The following is a 19,347-nucleotide window of genomic DNA, read 5'->3' as shown; positions in this document are numbered from 1 at the left end:
ACCCTATGACTCGTAAGAAAGAGATTGTGATTACTGAAGATGAAACACAAAATGATAAGACCAAAAATGCAAAAAAGAAGTCTTTTGTTCGTGTTTCGGTACAAGAAAAATCAAAAACGTCTGACTCATATTTAAAACCAACTAAACACTCCAAGGCAAAACAAGCAGATTTGCTAGATGCTGAAATATTGGACGAAGAAGATGATTCAAATGAGTCATCAAGACATCACGATATAATAGATGTAGACAATTATAAAGACTCCGAATCTGAAGTCATCTTAGATGATACAGACATTTTACCCGCTCTGAAAAGCGAAGATTCTGAATATGAAGAAGAGGATGGTGATTTAGATGATAGCTTTGAAATAACAGGAAAAGAGCCTGGGCTTGTTACCACCAATGCTTTGCAAAGGTATCTGGCTGAGCTTCGCCGCTATTCTCTGATGACCCGTGAGGAAGAAAAGGAAGTTGCTATCAGAGCTTATGAGCACAACGAAATGAATGCTCGCAATCAACTTGTTACAGCTAATCTTAGATTAGTCGTAAAAATAGCTATGGAATATCGCCGGGCATATTCACAAATTCTCGATCTTATTCAAGAAGGCAATGCGGGTTTGGTTCAAGCGGTCAATCGTTTTAATCCATATCGTGGAGTCAAGTTGTCAACTTACAGCGCATGGTGGATTCGTGCCTATATTTTAAAATTTTTAATGGATAATAAAAGTCTTGTCAGAATGGGAACGACCGATGCGCAAAGAAAATTATTTTTTAGACTGCGTGGTGAGGCAGAAAGACTTTACGCTTTAACGCAAAAATTCGATGCAAATTTATTGGCAGAAAGAATTGGAGTTCAGCCAAATGATGTAATTGAAATGCAACAAAGATTAACTAAAAATGATGTTTCTTTAGACACACCCGTGGGAGAAGAAGGAGACGCCCGTCAAGTCGATTTACTCATGTCAGACACTGATGACCCAGGACTGTCTTATGAAAGAGAACAACTTCTTAAAATTCTTCGGAAAGAAATGGCTTTTGTTGAAAAAGATTTAAATGAAAGAGATTCTTTTATTTTTCATCATAGAATTATGGCAGATGAACCAATCACTCTCCAAGATGTTGGCGATAAATATGGAATAACTCGTGAAAGAGCGCGTCAATTAGAAGCGAGAGTTATTAAGAAAATAAAAGATAGAATTATCGCTGCTGGAATAACAAAATGAGATCTAAATATTTTAATTTTGTTATATTGATTATATTTTATTTTCAAGTTTCTTATGCAAATAATAAGCAAAAAATTGTTACTTTAGCGCCCAATCTCACTGAGATTGTATTTGCTTTAGATCTCGGAGATCAGCTTGTTGGAAATACACTCATATGTGATTATCCAATAAAAGCAAAGTCAATTTTTAAAGTAGGACAATACAACGATCCAAACCTTGAAAAAATATTAACATCAGGTGCTACAGTTGTTTTAGCTACTAAAGGAAATCCAATAACAAAATTAAATAAGTTAAAATCTTACGGGATTAAAATAATAGAAGTGAATCCTGAACGAGCTGAGGATTTACCAGTTATAATTAAGGAAGTTGCAAAAAAATTAGGTGTGGAAAAAAAAGGCGAAATTATTGCGAAAAGAATTCAAGAAGCAATGGATTCACTTGAAAATAAACCAAAGAAAAGTAATTCTTTTTTATTTGCGCTTCAGTTTAACCCAATATATTCAGTGAGTGAAGAAACATGGTTAGGCGGACTTTTTTTAAAATCGGGTTTAAAAAATATTGTTGGTAAAAGTGTTATAAAATACCCAATTATATCTGAAGAGTATTTAATAAAAAACAGACCTGATATTATTCTTGTAGGATCTGTTGAAGGTAAAAATAAAAAAGAATCTTTAACTTTGCAGACTGGATTCATTAAAAAAATTTATGGTAATGATATTGATAAAATCAAAGTTATAATTGTTCCAGACGATGTATTAGTAAGACCAGGACCAAGAATAATAGAAGGTATAAAATTTATAGAAAGTTTGTGAGTTGAAATCAAATTTTTCTCTTAAAGTGTGTTCCATATATACATTCATTTTTTTTCTATCTGCTTTTTTAAGTATTTATCACGGATCAGTAAAGCTTTCTTTTAGCGAAGTTTTAAATTCCTCATTTGCTTTTTCTAGTAATGAATATAAAATACTTGAGTTAAGATTTAATAGTCTTATGCAGGCCGCTTTAGTTGGTGCGATTTTAGCATTAAGTGGATGTGTTTTGCAAAGAGTTCTCAGAAATCCTTTGGCCGATCCTTTTATCCTGGGTATTTCATCAGGTGGTACCTGTTTTTTAGCTCTATTTATTATTCTAAGTTCAACTCAATTTTTTTCTGATTTATCTTTTCAAAATTTTATTCCATTCCAGTCTATTTTTACTTTTATAGGCTGTTTTTTATCTTTTTTTATTTTAATCTTTTTTAGGAAAAAAATTAAGAGTGTGAATGATGAATACATCTATCCTGTGATAGGAATTATTATAAACTCTTTTTTTTCATCGATTTCTCTGATGATTATAACACTTGCAAGGCCAGAACAGCTATCTGAAATTCACAATGCCATGATAGGTACGTTACAGCCAATTACTTTAATTCAATTATTTATTTTTTATACTATGTCTATCATGCCTATTTTTTTTCTTTTAAGGAATACGAATTACTTTGATCTTATGTTGTTTGGAGATGATTTTTCTAAATCAATGGGAATAAATCCTGTTAAATTAAGAAAAACTTCAATAGTAATGATTTGTTTTTTAGTTTCTCTAGTTGTTTCTACAGCCGGGTCAATAGGATTTATTGGTCTGATTATTCCGCATATGATTCGAAGACTGCATAGGTTTTCTGCAAGGTTTGAATGTATTTTAAGTATGATTTTAGGAGCTATAGTCTTAATTAATGCAGATACACTTTCTCGCTCGTTATTTTCACCTGCTCAATTGCCGTTGGGTATTTTTACAGCAATTCTAGGAGCACCCGTATTGGCCTTTATTTTAATAAGGAAAAAAGTTTAATGATGGGTTTAAACTTCAAGGTAAAAACACTTTTTTATTTAGACTATAATAGAAAAACTTTACTAAAGGATATTAATTTTGAGTTTAATGAAGGTGAAATTATCTGTTTTTTAGGTAACAACGGAGCTGGGAAAAGTACTTTGCTTAAAATATGTGCTGGAGTTGTGGAGCCATCATACGGACAAGTATCAATCAATCAAGAAAAAATAAGTAATATTAATAACTTGTATAGATCTCGTATGATCTCTTGGTTGCCACAGTCATTTACCAGAGCAGAAAATTTTAATGTAGAAGAGTTTTTGCTGCTTGAGCGAGAAAATAATATTAAATTTTTACAGAAATCAAACAATGAATTTTCAATTGACTTTTCGAGTTTATTAAGAGATTTTGATATAGCTTCACAAGCAAAAAAAGAAATTATTCTTTTAAGCGGTGGAGAGTGGAAAAGGGTTCAATTAGCTAGAATATGGCAAAGGAAATCAAAAATATTAATTCTAGATGAACCTGATGGGGATTTAGATTTAAAGCATAAAATAAATCTTGTTGAAAAATGTAGAGAATACGTAGTAAAAAATAAAGCGATAATCTTTTTAGCTACTCATGATTTACATTTTGCAAAAATGATTGCAAATAGAATTTGTGCCTTAAATAATGGAGTTCTTACTTGGAATTCTGAAGCAGATATTTTTTGGAATTTAAATATTCTTAAAAAACTTTATGATTTGAATAATCAAGATGAATTCTATTTTAAATCTAAAGAAAGTTTGAGTTTTTAAAATTCAAATAATCTATCACATTATTCAAGAGGTTTATATGAAGAAGGATGAGTCGAATAAATATAATGATATTATTGATGCTGAATTTGTTTCAGAAGAAGGCTCTAGTAAAAGCATACCTGATTCAAATAATTCCGTTAATGAAATAGAAAATTTGTCTATTAATCCAGATATTGATTATTCTTCGCAAAATTTTACGAATATGAATCAAAATAATCAATTTCGCTCATTTTCTTGGACCTTTTCTAAGGGTTCAGTCCTGACTAAAAATAGACCTTCTATCTTATCAATTATTTTATTAATTCCCATATTTTTGGTTATATTTACTTTTGTTCTACTTTTTGGTTTGATTGCGTTTGTCATTTTTTTGCCAAAACTTATTGTCATAATTAAACGTAAGGGTATTTCTGGGCTTAAAATGGATTATAAAATGATTAAGGGACTTTTTGATCGATTCAAAATGAAGTAAAATATAAACTGTAACAAGTTTTTTTTATTATAGGTGTCACAATGCCGGTTCATGCCCCCGACTTCCCTCCGCAATTTAAATGGATTAACACAAAACATAATTTAAGTTTAGCAAACTTTAAAGGACATCCAATATTACTCGATTTTTGGACATATTGCTGTATAAACTGCGTACATATATTACATGATTTAAAGAAAATTGAAGAGGAGTTCTGTCCAAAAGGTTTAGTTGTACTAGGAGTGCATTGTGCTAAATTTTCGCATGAAAAAGATTATGAAAATATTAAAGATGCTTGTCACCGTTTAAATATTCAACATCCAGTTATTGTAGATGAAGAAATGCAGCTCTGGAAAAAATTTGCTGTACGCGCTTGGCCAACTTTTATATTAATTGATAGCGATGGAATGATAGCCTTTTCGGCTTCTGGTGAAAATAAATATGATATTCTTAAAGAACATATAATTAATTTGTTGCATAATAAAAATTTGCCAGAGATAAAATTATGTGAATGGGAAAATATAGAAGATAAATTAAATTTTCGTTATCCAACAAAAGCAGTGGCTACGAAAATAAATAATACAGTTCATTATTTTGTATCAGACACTTATAATAATAGAATAGTGCAATTAAACTCTGAAGGAAAATTTATCTCCTCGTTTGGTGAAGGAATTTTATTATCCCCACAAGGTTGTTGCGTTTGGAAAAGTGAACTTATCGTTTGCGACTCTGAGCATCACCGACTTATTGCCTTCGATTTAGAAGGAAAGCCTCAGCGAAAATATCGTGTCATTGCTGGTAAGGGCGATAAGGGGGTTTTCGAAAGTCGTTCAGAGTATGTGGCCAAGTTAGCGCCTCTTAATTCCCCAACCGATGTCTGTTTATGGGGAAATGATCTTGCAATAACTTGTACAGGAAGCCATCAAATTGTCCTATTTGTTGCAAAAGATGAATCTATTTTACATATTGCAGGATCTGGGCGTGAGGACATTGTGGATGGCCCCGCTTCTTTTGCTGCACTTGCTCAGCCATCTGGAATAACAGCAATATCCGACACTGTGCTCGCATTTACCGACAGTGAAACAAGCTCAATTCGTCTTGTGGTTAAAAATTGGAATGAATCTGGTAAAACAATGATAGTGAGTCTCGTAGGAGAAGGGCTTTTCGATTTTGGTTTTTGCGATGGTCTTGGAGCAGAAGCTCGACTCCAACATCCGTTGAGTTGTGCCTGGAGTTCAGTAAGTAACAATCTTTATATCGTTGATAGCTATAATAATGCTCTAAGAATTTATTCTGTTGATAAAGATTATTTAGGAACAGTTCATCTCTCTGAAAAATTAAATGAACCATCAGGTATTTCATGGTTTGACGGACATTTAATTATTTCTGATACAAATTGTCATAGAATTATTGTAATTGATGAAACAAAAATCACGCAAAAAGACAATATCGACTCTTTAGATGTGATTCCTATTGAGAACATATATTCAGGCCCATTCGGACATATTTCAGATGTGCCAAAATATATGTTGACGCAGGATATAGTTTAAATTTTAATATTTCATTTAAAAAAAATCTGTAATGAATAACAATATTAACTTCATTGTTTATTTTTTTCTGATACAGAAATTTTAATCTAGCATATGCTCACATAACTCTTAAACGATGATTAACATATAAATAGTATTCATATTCGCACTGATCTATATTTTTGCCATCTGCAAAGCAATTAGACATAAAAACTGTTAAGTTCGAATTAGTTTCTGAATATTCTATAGTAATTGTCTCAATAATAGGCTGTGTTTGGTTTTCTTCGGCAGAAATTGAATTTGAAAAGATAAAAAATAAAAAATAAAATGAATATTTTACAAGCATATTGATCCTCGCACAGGATAAAACTTAAAGCAGAGCCCTTATATATGGAGCTTATATGTATTTGGCATAATATAAAAGAAATTAAGCAGAATTATTGTAATCTACGCAAAAGGAGCGCAGTTGTGGGATTTAAATGAGTTATAACTGGTTAGCAATATTTTCTATTTTCAAGAGAAATATTGCCTTTATTTAACTTGTGAAATATATATATAAGTTGGAACATGAATTTTTAAGGGTGGATTTATAATTTTATGAATGGGCATAAAATTCGATATTTCATTTAAAATGGGGTCAGTTATGTATAAAAATATATTAATGGCTATCGATTTCTCAGAAGTAACGGAAGCTGTTTCACAAAAAACTCTTTTGTTACGTGAAATAACAAAAGCAGATGTGCATTTATGCTATGTATTGGGTGATGAAAGTGTTGTAGCTCCTGCATCTTATTTTTATTATCAATCCTTTGATTTCAACGAAAATGTCCTCGATCCACTTAAGAAAAAATTTGCAGAATTAGCTCATCATTTATCTATCAGTGAGAAGAACACTCATTTCTTAAGGGGCAATGCAAAAGAAGAAATACTCAATCTTTCTAAAAAATTAAATATCGATGCAATCATTGTTGGTGGACATGATCATTCTCGCTTAGGTATGTTAGGTTCTGTTGCGGCAGTTCTTTCAAATAAGGCTGATTGTGATGTGTTAATCGTTAAAAAGTAAATTTTTTATTGTTATTAGGGGTTTTATTCATGTCAATGTATAAAAAAATTCTATTGTGCACTGATTTTTCTGAAGATAGTTTAAAATATTTAGGAAAATCATTCAAAATCGCTCATTCATTTCAAGCAGAAACTCATTTATGTCACGTTGTGCTTCCTGTAGCATCTGTGCCAATTCATGGTTATTATTATCCTATGGATATTGATCTTGAAAAAAAAATAATGGAAAAAGCTGAAGAAAAAATGCAAGAAGTCGCTGCGCAATATAAATTAGAAACCAATCAAAAGCATGTTTTTTTTGGCAATCCGAAGCCTGGAATAGTGGCTTTTGCTAAAGAAAATGCATTTGATCTCGTTATTGTTGCTGGCCATCATCATTCCTTTATTGGTATGCTAGGTTCAACCGCGAATTATATTGCAAATAAAATCCATTGCGATGTTCTTATAGTGAATAATTAATTTTATTTAAAAACTTCCCATTCCTCCTTGAGCAATGAGTACATATATAAGTCGTAATGATAATCGTTTTTGTAAGCGTATTTTCTTAATATCCCTTCTCTTTGCATTCCTAACTTTTCCATTACCCGAAAACTACCAATATTTTCTCTCACGCAAACTGCTTGAATTCTATGGGTGCTAGTTTGCTTAAAAGCATGGTTGATTAAGATTTGAGCGGCTTCTACCACGTAACCTTTTCCCCACCAGTCTTCGCCGAGGGCATAGCCAAGTTCTAGAGTGTTTTCTTTGCACATAGATCCATGAAATAATCCGACAGTTCCAATCATTTTCTCCTTCCCACTCTCTTGTATGACAATGGCTAATGGGTTTAGGGGATCTTTGATGTTGAGAGCACGGCTTCTTCTAATGAAATTATAGCTGTCTTGGATATTTCTATGGGTATCAAAAGTTGTATAACGGGTAATATTACTGTTTTTTGCAAAATAAAATATATCATCAACATCTTGCTCTGTAATATAGCGGAGCTGGAGTCTTTTTGTTGAAAAATAAGGTTTTTTGCTCAATTTCATGATTTATCCTTTGTCTTATTAAGGATGTAATATTACATGATTTTTTATAAATGGTAAAATTTTTTAAAGAGGAAAAACTGATTCATGAAGTTCTATGAAGAGATGGGGTGACTGAGGGGATTCGAACCCCCGAATGATGGAATCACAATCCATTGTCTTAACCGCTTGACTACAGCCACCAGATCAGTCCAACAGCAATACTTTACCAGAAATTAAGTGTCAAGTGCGAACTAAAGTCTTTTGGAACATTGTTATGATATGCTATAATATATGAATTTTATGTGTTTTTTAATAGTTTATAGAAAGGAAGCGCTTATGGAGCAGTTAAAGATTGAAAAAATGCGTCAGTTTTATGATCTTTTTCCTTACCCAAATCGCCCTTTTTTTCTTTCGCCAAAGATTGAAGCTCACCTTACCTCCCATGGAGGATTTGCGCGATTAATCAGTTTGGGAAGAATTTCATTTGCACAGAGACTCTGGCAAATGAGCCTGAGCTACAAAAAAAACAATAAGACAGTTAACAAGCAAGAAATCTATATGTTTAAAGGAGAAATAGAAGCTGTTTTCCCAAGTTCAAATCGAATTCTTCTCGTAGGTTGTGGCACGGACGAACCCCTATTATTTAGAAAACTCCATAAAAAAAATGAAATACTAGCTGTTGATCTAAGCCGAAAAGCCTTGAAAAATGCAAAAAAAAAGATATCTTATCAGCGATTTAAAAACCTGTTTACTCATCAGGAAAGCCTCAAAAAAGTTAATTTTTTATTAGGCAACGCAGAAATGATTTTAAAAGAGAAAGCTTTGGGGAGCTTCGATTTTATCCAATGTTTTGGTGTTTTGCATCATCAACCCAATCCTTACTTACTTTTAAAAGCAATTGAAGAGCGTTTAAACCCAGGCGGAGCTTTAAGATTGATGGTTTATAGCTACCATGGGAGAAAACTTGAACGGAGAATTCAAGCACGTTACAAAGCAATGTGGAGTTCTTTTTTTGAGAAGAGATTCAAAATAAAAATTTTACTAAACTATTTACAGTTGCGAGTGTGGCAATTTTTAAATTACTTAGGATTTTTACCTGCTACAACGGAACGATTTAGGTATTTAGGAATTGGCTCTGTGTCTGTGGCTGATGCGCTTATGCATCCCTCAGATCAAGGGATATCCTTAAATTATTTTCATGAGTGTGCCCTTCAATTAGGATTAGAAATGATATATTGTGAAGGTAAAATAGAAAACATGGGTTACCAAGTTGGTTTTGAAAATCCAATAGAAGTTTGGTATAAGATTCTTGAGGCAGATAAAAAACAAGAATTATTAACAAATCCAATAATGATATATCGCAAGGGAATTAAAATTGAGTCTAAATAATAAAATCCAACATCTTTTTTTAAACTCAAATCCATGGTTCTCGGCCGTTACTGATTACAGCTTACAGTTGGCTCTCTATTTGAGTCAGCAAGGTTATATTCTTTACTGTAGCGAAGTTGGTAGCACTGCAATGGATCAAAAATGTCAAGAATATAAAATACCATTTGCAAATGTTCCGATTCACAATCAAAGTATTTTTAATTTTTTAAAAAGTTTTATATTTCTACACAATCAACTGATTAAAAATAAAAAATCTTTAAAATATATTTGGGTTTTTGAAGGAAGAGAACATAGTCTTTGTGCACTCTCAAAAATATTATTTCCATTTTTATGGAAAAATAAAATATTGATTCGAGTGAGAGGACAAGCTCAAGGTATTCGATCTAATTTATTTTCAAAGTTATTATATAATAAAATAACGAATAAAATTATTTTTGCAGCTGACTGTGTTAAAAATAGAATTATGTTTGATATTCCACAAGATAAAACGATGATTCAATACTATTCCAAAGATTTTTCTAAAAATATTGTATCTAATGAGAGAAAAAGTGAAGAAATTTTGATTGATTCCAGTTTTCCATCAATCAAAAGTGATAATCTATTATATTTAGTAATTGGCAGATTTGATAAGGTAAAAGGCCATGATTATTTAATTGATGCATTTTTACAAGCAGATTTAAATAATAAAGAAGGAAATAAGATTAAATCTCAACTTGTATTTTTGGGTTACAATGCAAATTTGTCAGCTGAAATGCTTTATGATAAATATTTTGAAAGATTTGGAGATGGAAAATGTATTAAGAATAAATACTATTTAAAGTCTGATAAGCTCAATAAAGAATTATTTATAGTCAGTGAAAAAATTCCAAATATTGACAAAATTATAAGTATGGTCCACTTTGGGATAATTCCAAGTTTAGACAGCGAAGTGATTTGTCGTGTTGGGGTTGAATTTTTACAGTGTGGAACACCAGTAATTAGTTCTAACGCGGGTGCTCTGCCCGAGGTTTTCTCGGATTTTAAAGAGTTGATATTTCCAGTAGGCGATACCAAACTTCTTCGGCATCGATTGGAATCTTCTTCCAAAATTTATTTAGATAAAGAAGATTATTTTGAAAAAAGAAAAAAAGCAAAGCGGATTGGCGTTGAGAAGTTTTCGCTAAAAAATTATGATAATTTATTTGATTTTGTTAATCGAAATTAGAATTTATTCTTAATCTATTAAAAATGTGCCAAATATCGTTTTATTAATTGAAAAATCCAACACATTCTTTTAAAAAAGTTTAATTAAGGAGACCGAAATTCTTAATAAGACTAAGCATCTATTTAACTGGTACCTGGCAATATTTCATAGGATGAATTAAATTCTGTTATCATACTTATTAGTTGTTCAAATACTTTTCTGTTACCTTTTATTTTAACTTTGCGCTCTTTTTCAAGGCTTTTTAAATTTGTTTTATAAAGCATTACATTTTCTAAGTCTGAACGATTAATTGTTACTGCTAAATCTGGTTTTTCCGCATGAAATCCTTTTATATTTGTTAGTGTTGCGTTGCTGAATTCGATTGCAAATTTTTCACCATTATCTGGCGTAAAGAGATTAATAGAGAAGTGAATATTTTCTGGGAGATTCAAACCAAGTCGAATTCCAATATAATCAAGCCAAAGCTCAGTAGACATAGCTGACACCATTTTTGGGCCAAATGATTTAGGTGTGTTACCTTTGGGAATGCCATGGCGAAGTTCATAGGCTCCAGCTAAGAAACTATTTCTTAAGCTCGTACTTTCTTTTTGATAACCGATTTGCTCAAATACGTCAGCTAAAAGTTCTTTTGCTCTCTGATGATTTGGTTCTGCAAAAACCAATTTATTTAAAATTTCGATGGAATGCATGTATTTGCCTTCATCATTTAATTTTATAGCTTTTGCAATAATTTTTTCAGAACCACCCATCATTTCTACATATAATGGTGCGGATTCATTAGGTGATAAAGGAATTAATGTTGCAGGGTTGGAGTCCCAATAGCCAAGGTAACGATTAATAACTGCTCTACTGTTGTGTCCTTCTGAACCATGATAACTATGAGCTGCCCATTGCTTTTGTAAAATAGTCGGTAATTTATAAATATTGTGAATTTCATTTATAGTAACACCCTTATTAGCAAGGTGTAACACTGAATTATTTAAATTCGCATAGGTATCTCGTTGGGCACGCATGACTTCTTGAATTCTTTCATTTCCCCATCGAGGCCAAGAATGTGAAGAAAACATTACTTCTGAATTTTTGCCAAAGTGATATAATGAATCATTAATATGTTTAGACCATTTAAGTGCATCTCTAACTAAAGCTCCTCTCAATGTATAAATATTATGAATGGTACTGGTGATATTTTCTGCAGCCCAGAAAGCTTTCATGTCAGGAAAATAAGTATTCATTTCTGAAGGGGCTTCGGTCCCGGGAGTGTTTTGAAAAATCATTTTCACTCCATCTATTTCCATGGTTTCATAATCTTTTTTTATAGAAACAGTTGGTGGGATTAAACCCATTGTGCCAGTGGATAGATTTTTTCCTATTGCTTGATCTACATGGCCATAGGGATTTCGTGGTAATAAAATGCCATATTGATAATATAATCTCCTATTCATCGCATTTCCTGCATATACGTTTTCAGAAATAGCTTCTTCCATAAATCCTTTTGGAGCAATAATTTGAATTTTTCCAGAGTTAACATCTTCTTCGCTTACTATTCCATGAATACCACCAAAATGATCACCATGGGAGTGTGAATAGATTACTGCTTTAATGGGAAAGGTTCCTAAATTTTGATTTACAAGATTCAATGCTAGCTTAGACATTTCACTTGAAATTAAAGGATCAAATACAATCCATCCTGTTTTGCTTTTAATAAAGGTAATATTTGAAATATCAAAACCACGTACTTGATAAATTTTCTTAGGTATCACCTCATATAAACCATATGCCATATTGAGTTCAGCTTGGCGTTGTAAGGAAGGATGAATGCTCGGATATTGTTTATGATTCAATAGGAAACTATAACTTTCCATATCCCATATGAGATGACCTTTATCAGATCTCACTTGTTTGAATTTGGGTGCAGCAATAAATCCTCTTTTTGCTTCTTCATAGTCCCTTTTATCAGCAAAGGGTAATTCTTTCCTATATTTTTCATATAGAGCTATTGTGTGTTTTGAGGGTTCTTTTGATGACTTGTCGTTTTGATTGATTATTTCTGAACCCAGAGCAAAAGAACATTTAAACAGATCACATACAATAATAGTGAAAAGTGATATCAAAAAAAAAATCAATTGATTAATTAATTTTTTTTTAATTGGCATTTTGATTCTCCGTGTAATTTGATAAATTGTTAAAATAAATATTTTAACTAATATAATTATTTAAAATTATATTTTTGCTATTATTTTAGTTAAATTATTCTATTCTTTTTCCTGTAAATTTATTAAATAAATGTATATCAAATATTGAAATATTTAAAAATATTTTTTGTCTATCATGAAAAGTATTTTTTGTAACTTTCACAATTAATTCCGTTTCAGATTTTTCAATAATCCCATAAATTAAAGTTTCATAACCAATTGATTCACACATTTTTATTTCAAATGGAATCGAGTATTCATTTTGTTTAGTTGTAGAATTTTGATCACAAACTTGAATTTTTTCAGGTCTTATTCCAACAACAGTTGTTTCATTTAACTTATCTGAACTTACATACTGTGATGCAATTTGTCCTGAAATAAAATTCATTGGTGGATTTCCAATAAATCCGCCTACAAATATCGAAGCGGGTTTTTCATAAAGTTCACTGGGTGTTCCAACCTGCTCAATTTCACCCTTATTTAATAACATGATTCTGTCGGCTAAAGTCATTGCCTCAATTTGATCATGAGTTACATATATGCTTGTTGTTTGCACATTTCTATGGATATTTTTTATTTCAAAGCGCATTTGAGTTCTGAGTTTAGCATCTAAGTTACTCAGAGGTTCATCGAATAAAAAGACATTAGGCTCACGAACGATTGCTCTGCCCATAGCAACTCTTTGTCTTTGTCCGCCACTCAATTGATTTGGTTTTCTATGGAGCAATTCTTTTAGTTGAAGCAATTCAGCTGCTTTATTTACTTTTTTTTCAATTTCCAATTTAGGTACTTTATGTAATTTTAGACCATATGCGATGTTTTTATATACAGTCATATGAGGATATAAAGCATAATTTTGGAACACCATTGCAATGCTTCTATCTTTGGGTTCCAATTTTGTTACATTTGAATCTCCGATGTGTATTTCGCCATCAGATACATTTTCTAATCCTGCAACCATACGTAACATTGTGGATTTTCCGCATCCACTCGGACCAAGCACCACGATAAATTCACCGTCATTGATTTCAAAATTTATATTTTTTATAACTTGAGTATTTTGATACGATTTCTTTAAATTTTTAAGTAGAACTTTAGCCATATTTTTACCTTTAATTATTTTTCGGAATCTATCAGTCCTTTTACAAACCATTTTTGCATCAGAACAACAACGAGGACAGGAGGAAGCATAGCAACGAGAGAAACACCCATGACAAGATGCCATGGCGTCGTTCCATCGTTGGCTATCATTTGTGTGAGGGCAATTATAATTGTTCCCATGCTTTGTTTAGTAGTTATAAGTAAAGGCCATAAATATTGATTCCATCCATAAATAAATAAAATAACAAAGAGAGCCGCAATACTTGTTTTCGAAAGTGGAAGAATTGTGTCAAAGAAAAACCTTAAAGGTCCTGCTCCATCTATACGAGCTGCTTCGCAGAGTTCATCGGGAATGCTCATAAAAAATTGTCTAAATAGAAATGTAGCAGTTGCTGAAGCTATGAGTGGAACTGATAATCCTTGAAAAGTATCCAAAAAATTAAGATTGGCTGCCATTTGAAAAGTTGGAACTATTCGGACTTCAATTGGAAGCATGAGAGTTAAAAAAATAAGTGCAAAGGATATTTTTTGCAAAGGAAATTTAAAATAAACTATTGCATAGGCAGACATAATAGATATAGTTGTTTTTCCAAGCGTGATGCATAAAGTAACAATTAAGCTATTAAAAAGTAATCTCCAAATTGAAATCCCTTGGATAATATTTTTGTCTGTAGAAAATATTTCCTTGTAATTTTCTATAAAATTGCCACCTGGCATGAGTGTCGTTTTGCCTGAAAGAATGGTTTGTAAAGTTTGAGAAGAAGTAACCAATGCATAATAAATTGGAAAAATAATGACGATGATGCCGATAATTAAAATAATGTGAGACAAGGCTGTTGAAAAATTTCTTTTTGTTTCCATTTAATAGTGCACCTTTTTCTCAACAAATCTAAAATGTAATATTGTTATAAATGAAACAAATATCATTAAAATAACAGACTGAGCAGCAGAACTTCCTAAATTTAAATTTACTATTCCATCGACATAAACTTTATAAACGAGGTTTGTAGTCGAATAACCTGGTCCACCATGTGTAGTTGTATAAATAATTCCAAATGTATCAAAGAAAGTATAAATCATGTTCATGATGAATAAGAAAAATGTTGTTGGCGATATCAATGGAATGACTATATCGATAAAGCGACGCACTGGGCTTGCGCCATCAATGGAAGCTGCTTCTAATAAAGATTTAGGAATTGATTGTAAACTTGCTAAATAAAATAAAAAATTATAGCTAATTTGTTTCCAACTCGCAGACAAAATGATTAGAATAAGCGCATGATTTCCATTTAAACTTGGATTCCATTGGAAACCAAGATTATGTAAAATATTAGATAAATAACCAATGGAAGGACTAAAGAGAAAAAACCAAAGAACACCAGCTATTGCAGGTGCGACTGCATAAGGGCAGATAATAAGAGTTTGATAGAATATTTTTCCAGCCTTAATTCTATTGGCTAAAGCAGCAAGAAATAAAGCAAAGAAAAGACAAATTAATGTTACACTAATACTGAAAATAATTGTAACAAAAATTGCTGAAATATAATTTGAATCTTTAAATATTTCTATATAATTTTCAAACCAAACAAATTCAGAACTTAAACCAAAAGCGTCTTCCTTTTGAAAAGATTGCCATATTGCAAGTAAAGCAGGCCAAAAGAAAAACGCAAATGAAATTAATAATTGTGGAGCCAAAAAGAAATAAGGGAATAACCTTGAGTTAAATATCGCACGCTTTTCCACTTATTACCTGCCCGCTTTTTTAATTATGTCATTGCCCTTTTCGACAGCGTCATCTAATGCTTTTTGAGCAGTCATTTTTTCAGACAACATAGATTCAAAATTTGCTTCAACAATATTTCTAATATTTGGTAGCCCAATTATTCTCAGACCTTTTGAATTTTCGGAAGGCGCTTTGTTGGTCAATTCAGAAATTGCTACAGTAAATCCAGGGTTTTTTTCATAAAATCCCTGCTTTTTAGAGTGATCGAAAGAGGTCTGGGTGACAGGTAAATATCCACTCAGTTGGTGCCATTTAGACATGATTTCAGGTCTGCTTAAAAATAAGATAAATTTAGCTGCACCAGCTTGTTTTTCTTTACTAATGCCATTGAAAACCCAAAGACTGGCTCCGCCAATAATTGTATTTTGAGGTGCGCCAGTTACTTTATCGTAATATGGCAATTGAGACACTGCGAAATCAATATTTGCTTCTTTTACTTTACCATAAGAACCAGTTGAATCGAGAATAATGCCACATTTTTCTGTGGTGAAAGATAATTCTGCTTCCGTTGTTCTGCCAAAATATGTAAAATATCCTTCTTTATATGCTTTTTGAATATTTTCCCAATGTTTAATATGAGTCTGAGAGTTAAATTTTAATGTTGGAGAGTTTCCTTCCATACCATTGCTTTGAGAAGCGTAAGAAACATTATGCCATGCACTAAAATTTTCGAGTTGAATCCATGCTGGCCAGGTAGTTGTAAATCCGCATTTTTTAGGATTTGATTTCTTAATTTTTTCTGCGTAAAGAAAAAGTTCATCCCAAGTTTTTGGAGGATTATTAACATCAAGACCAGCTTTTTTAAATAAATTTTTATTGTAATACATAATCGGAGCTGAACTGTTAAATGGAAATGATAGGAGTTGGTCACCACTGCTATAATAAGAACGAACAGGAAGAATTATATCTTTTGTGTCAAATTCTATTTTATTATCTGTCATAAGTTTTGAAATTGGTATAGTAGCCCCTTTAGCATTTATCATTGTTGCAGTACCAACTTCATAAATTTGGATGATATCTGGTTGTTTCTTTGATCTATATGCAGCAATACCAGCGATCATTGTTTCTTGATAATTGCCTTTGCGAATTGCGGTTACCTTATATTCATTTTGTGATTTATTGAATTCTTTTGTAAGATCTCCTATTACTTCAGCGGCCTGACCACTAAGACCGTGCCAAAATTGAATATCTGTTGCGGAAAACGCGGGAGAAATATATGTTATGAGTATAAGTGAAGATATTGCTTTGATTTTCATATTAATCCTTCCATGGATAATCTGTAAAAATAGAGTGAACGCCTAAATTAAATAAATCATTTGCTCTTTTCTTATCATTTACTGTATATGCAAGAACAGGATACCCTTTATTGTTAATTTTAGATATTAATTCAAGCGTAATTATATCTTGATCAATATTTATAGTTTGTGCTTGAACCTCTTTAGCTATTTTTTCCCAATCCGCTGGAAGTGTCTCAAATAATGCCCCAATAATCAATTCTGAATGAGTTCTTTTTGCAAACTTTAATGCTTCCATGCTAAAACTTGAAACAAGTGGGGGAGGTAGTTCTTTTGGCCATTTATTTAAAATTGTATTTGCAACTGCAACTGCAGTGCGCTCATCGCGATTAATGCAAGGTTTAATTTCGATATTTGCACCTAAATTTAATTCTTTTAAAAGAAGAAGAGTTTCTTCGAAGGTTGGAATCTTTTCTCCTTTAAATGTTTCATTAAACCAAGCTCCTGCATCAAGTTCTTTGACCTCTTTCCAAGGAGTTTTTGCCATTGGGCCTTTTCCATTAGTGGTTCTGTCTAAATCATCATCATGCATAATTACGAGAACACCATCTTCGGTTTCTTTGACATCAAACTCCACCCATGATGCACCAAGTTCTTTAGCTTTCCGAAATGAACTGAGAGTGTTTTCTGGTGCGTATCCTTTTGCGCCACGATGGCCAATAATTCTTGGTATTTTTAGTTTGCTTAGCATGGTTGCTCCTTTGGGGCTCTTTGACAGGCCAAATAATTTGATACTATACTAGAAAGATTTTTAAAATTTACAAGTTTAACTTTTTTTAAAGATCTTTTTAAATTTGGTAGTCTTATATAATTAGAATTTTTATTGAATTTAAATATTAACATTTAAAAGAGAGTCTTTAATGCATGAAAATTTTCTATAGTTCACTGCAAAAAAAACATGTAATTAAAAAAGAAGTTTATAATGGAAAAGCTCATTCTTATAATGACAAAGTCAGTAGAATTGATTCGATTTTAAAAGCTTTTAAAATAGCAGGTAATTACGAGATAGTTGTGCCAGATATTCTTCCCTATGACGCTTTATTAAGTGTACATGATGAAGACTACCTTAAGTTTTTGGAATCGGCGCAAAACCTTAAAAACGATGAAATTATTTGCCCCTATGTCTTTCCATGCGATAATAGAATTTCTCGACATGAACCTTTTATTCCAAAAAGGGCAGGATATTACTGTTTTGATGCTGGAACTTCATTGATGAATCATACTTGGAGTGCGGCTGTGGCATCTGCTAGCGCAGCATATTCTGCAGCGATGCACACAAAAAAAACAGGTGAAGCCACTTATGCTCTTTGTCGTCCTCCAGGGCACCATGCGTCTAAAAATATGTTTGGGGGATATTGTTACCTTAATAATACAGCGATTGCAGCTAAATATTTGGTTAGATCTGGTAACGTAATGATAATTGATTTTGACTTTCACCATGGAAATGGTACGCAAAGTATTTTTTATGATTCTTCCGATATTTTTTATTTGAGTATTCATGCGCATCCAAAAATTGAATATCCATACTTTACAGGATTTGAAGATGAAATAGGTATAGATGATGGAGTAAACTACAATTTAAATATACCTCTGATGCCTCTATGTTCTCCCAAAGAATACTTTATTGCTTTGCAAAAGGGAATTAAAAAAGCGTTTAAAATAATGGATCCAGATTATATTATTTTATCTGCAGGTTTTGACATTGAAGCAGGAGACCCTATTGGACATTTTAATATGTCTATAGATGATTTTTATATTCTCGGAAAAGAGTTAAAACTACTCAATAAGCCGACAATTATTTTACAAGAAGGCGGTTATTTAGTTGCTGAGTTGGGTAAAAATGTTGAAAGCTTTCTCAATGGGTTCCAATCTTAAGATTATATAGAGATTATTGAGGATCTAAATATCCTTGACTTTTAGAAATATATTGTAATAGTTAGTTAATCTGTGTTTAGTAATTGTATTTTTAATCTTTTTAAATTAATAAAAAGTAAAATTTATTTGGAGGATAATTGAAAGCAATTTCTAATATTAAAAAAAATACTTTAGAATTGATATCAGTCCAGTTTCTAATTTTTTTCTTTAACTTAACAATTATACATTTTTTTACAATGAATGATTTGGGTTTTGAATTGGTAAAAGGAAACTTAAATAGATTTATTTCTCTGTATATCATGCTTGCAAATGATTTTTTAATATCAATTATTCTGATATTATTATTTTTACCAATAATTTTTATTTTAAATAGAAAAAAATTTAAAATAAAAACTTTTTTTGTAGTTAATTTATTAATTGCATCGTTTCTTTCTATGTATATAATTTATACTGATTTTTACAAGTCAGGAATGAGTAAGTTGCACTTAAAATTTTTGCTTGATTTGAATTTTTTGAGCTCTAGTTTTAATATGATTTTTAATTTTAGATATTTGTTTGTGGTACTTTTGAATTTAGCTTTTATTTTTCTATTAATTAAGATTAGACAAGCTCGTTTTA

General features: G+C 31.5%; 19 protein-coding genes and 1 tRNA gene. 11 read left to right on the top strand and 9 right to left on the bottom strand.

What is annotated here, in order from left to right; genetic code table 11:
- The first annotated feature begins 5 nt into the window (after window positions 1-5).
- From EZS29_RS14935 to EZS29_RS14910, 6 genes are read left to right on the top strand one after another with little or no spacing between them, the layout of a single operon-like run.
- Window positions 6-1,220: an RNA polymerase factor sigma-32 gene (locus tag EZS29_RS14935; RefSeq protein ID WP_130612618.1), complete on the top strand. Its 1,215-nt coding sequence runs from the start codon at window positions 6-8 to the stop codon at window positions 1,218-1,220.
- Complete coding sequence (locus EZS29_RS14930) at window positions 1,217-2,032, top strand: ABC transporter substrate-binding protein (RefSeq protein WP_130612615.1); 816 nt, start codon at window positions 1,217-1,219, stop codon at window positions 2,030-2,032. Before EZS29_RS14935 ends, EZS29_RS14930 begins: the two co-directional genes overlap by 4 nt.
- Before the next feature lies 1 nt (window position 2,033).
- A complete protein-coding gene (locus EZS29_RS14925; protein WP_130612612.1) occupies window positions 2,034-3,047 on the top strand; it encodes a FecCD family ABC transporter permease in 1,014 nt (337 codons plus the stop codon).
- Window positions 3,047-3,823: an ABC transporter ATP-binding protein gene (locus EZS29_RS14920; RefSeq protein WP_130612609.1), complete on the top strand. Its 777-nt coding sequence runs from the start codon at window positions 3,047-3,049 to the stop codon at window positions 3,821-3,823. The genes EZS29_RS14925 and EZS29_RS14920 overlap by 1 nt, the downstream gene beginning before the upstream one ends.
- 37 nt (window positions 3,824-3,860) lie before the next feature.
- Complete coding sequence (locus tag EZS29_RS14915; protein ID WP_130612606.1) at window positions 3,861-4,292, top strand: hypothetical protein; 432 nt, start codon at window positions 3,861-3,863, stop codon at window positions 4,290-4,292.
- Window positions 4,293-4,333: 41 nt separating this feature from the next.
- Window positions 4,334-5,839, top strand: coding sequence for a thioredoxin-like domain-containing protein (locus tag EZS29_RS14910; RefSeq protein ID WP_130612603.1), 1,506 nt, complete (start codon window positions 4,334-4,336; stop codon window positions 5,837-5,839).
- Window positions 5,840-5,936: 97 nt separating this feature from the next.
- On the opposite strand, the gene EZS29_RS14905 is transcribed toward EZS29_RS14910, so the two are convergent.
- Window positions 5,937-6,164 (bottom strand): hypothetical protein, encoded by a 228-nt coding sequence (locus EZS29_RS14905; RefSeq protein ID WP_130612600.1) that lies wholly within the window; start codon window positions 6,162-6,164, stop codon window positions 5,937-5,939.
- Window positions 6,165-6,461: 297 nt separating this feature from the next.
- Here EZS29_RS14905 and EZS29_RS14900 point away from each other — a divergent pair, with 297 nt between their 5' ends.
- Together EZS29_RS14900 and EZS29_RS14895 are read left to right on the top strand one after the other, a co-directional pair.
- Entirely contained in the window at window positions 6,462-6,884 is a 423-nt protein-coding gene (locus EZS29_RS14900; protein WP_172603984.1) for a universal stress protein, read from the top strand.
- 29 nt (window positions 6,885-6,913) lie between these two features.
- Window positions 6,914-7,342, top strand: a complete 429-nt coding sequence (locus tag EZS29_RS14895) for a universal stress protein (protein ID WP_130612594.1) — start codon at window positions 6,914-6,916, stop codon at window positions 7,340-7,342.
- Between the two features lie 2 nt (window positions 7,343-7,344).
- Here EZS29_RS14895 and EZS29_RS14890 read toward each other — a convergent pair whose 3' ends face one another.
- Together EZS29_RS14890 and EZS29_RS14885 are read right to left on the bottom strand one after the other, a co-directional pair.
- Complete coding sequence (locus EZS29_RS14890) at window positions 7,345-7,911, bottom strand: GNAT family N-acetyltransferase (RefSeq protein WP_130612591.1); 567 nt, start codon at window positions 7,909-7,911, stop codon at window positions 7,345-7,347.
- 103 nt (window positions 7,912-8,014) lie between these two features.
- Window positions 8,015-8,090: transfer RNA gene (locus EZS29_RS14885), tRNA-His, on the bottom strand.
- A gap of 136 nt (window positions 8,091-8,226) precedes the next feature.
- Between EZS29_RS14885 and EZS29_RS14880 the strand changes: the two genes are divergently transcribed.
- Complete coding sequence (locus EZS29_RS14880; protein ID WP_172603983.1) at window positions 8,227-9,279, top strand: class I SAM-dependent methyltransferase; 1,053 nt, start codon at window positions 8,227-8,229, stop codon at window positions 9,277-9,279.
- A complete protein-coding gene (locus tag EZS29_RS14875; RefSeq protein ID WP_130612586.1) occupies window positions 9,266-10,483 on the top strand; it encodes a glycosyltransferase in 1,218 nt (405 codons plus the stop codon). The genes EZS29_RS14880 and EZS29_RS14875 overlap by 14 nt, the downstream gene beginning before the upstream one ends.
- 122 nt (window positions 10,484-10,605) lie before the next feature.
- Here the strand turns inward: EZS29_RS14875 and EZS29_RS14870 are convergent, their stop codons facing one another.
- From EZS29_RS14870 to EZS29_RS14845, 6 genes are all read right to left on the bottom strand, one after another.
- Window positions 10,606-12,636, bottom strand: a complete 2,031-nt coding sequence (locus tag EZS29_RS14870) for an alkyl/aryl-sulfatase (RefSeq protein WP_130612583.1) — start codon at window positions 12,634-12,636, stop codon at window positions 10,606-10,608.
- Between the two features lie 94 nt (window positions 12,637-12,730).
- On the bottom strand, window positions 12,731-13,777 hold the full coding sequence (locus EZS29_RS14865; protein WP_130612580.1) for an ABC transporter ATP-binding protein: 1,047 nt from the start codon (window positions 13,775-13,777) through the stop codon (window positions 12,731-12,733).
- A gap of 14 nt (window positions 13,778-13,791) precedes the next feature.
- A complete protein-coding gene (gene ugpE / locus EZS29_RS14860) occupies window positions 13,792-14,637 on the bottom strand; it encodes a sn-glycerol-3-phosphate ABC transporter permease UgpE (protein WP_130612577.1) in 846 nt (281 codons plus the stop codon).
- The gene (ugpA, locus tag EZS29_RS14855; RefSeq protein WP_130612574.1) at window positions 14,638-15,519 is read right to left on the bottom strand and encodes a sn-glycerol-3-phosphate ABC transporter permease UgpA; all 882 of its coding nucleotides are present in this window, start codon (window positions 15,517-15,519) and stop codon (window positions 14,638-14,640) included.
- 3 nt (window positions 15,520-15,522) lie between these two features.
- The gene (gene ugpB / locus EZS29_RS14850) at window positions 15,523-16,815 is read right to left on the bottom strand and encodes a sn-glycerol-3-phosphate ABC transporter substrate-binding protein UgpB (protein ID WP_130612571.1); all 1,293 of its coding nucleotides are present in this window, start codon (window positions 16,813-16,815) and stop codon (window positions 15,523-15,525) included.
- Window position 16,816: 1 nt separating this feature from the next.
- A complete protein-coding gene (locus EZS29_RS14845; protein ID WP_130612568.1) occupies window positions 16,817-17,545 on the bottom strand; it encodes a glycerophosphoryl diester phosphodiesterase in 729 nt (242 codons plus the stop codon).
- A 173-nt stretch (window positions 17,546-17,718) separates the two neighbouring features.
- On the opposite strand from EZS29_RS14845, the gene EZS29_RS14840 reads away from it, so the two are divergent.
- Window positions 17,719-18,729, top strand: a complete 1,011-nt coding sequence (locus EZS29_RS14840) for a histone deacetylase family protein (protein ID WP_130612564.1) — start codon at window positions 17,719-17,721, stop codon at window positions 18,727-18,729.
- Window positions 18,730-19,347 lie beyond the last annotated feature (618 nt).

Origin of the sequence: Fluviispira sanaruensis (genome assembly GCF_004295685.1) — a bacterium.
In the GTDB taxonomy this organism is placed as follows: Bacteria; Bdellovibrionota_B; Oligoflexia; order Silvanigrellales; family Silvanigrellaceae; genus Silvanigrella; species Silvanigrella sanaruensis.
This window is presented reverse-complemented; position numbering and strand designations above follow the sequence as displayed.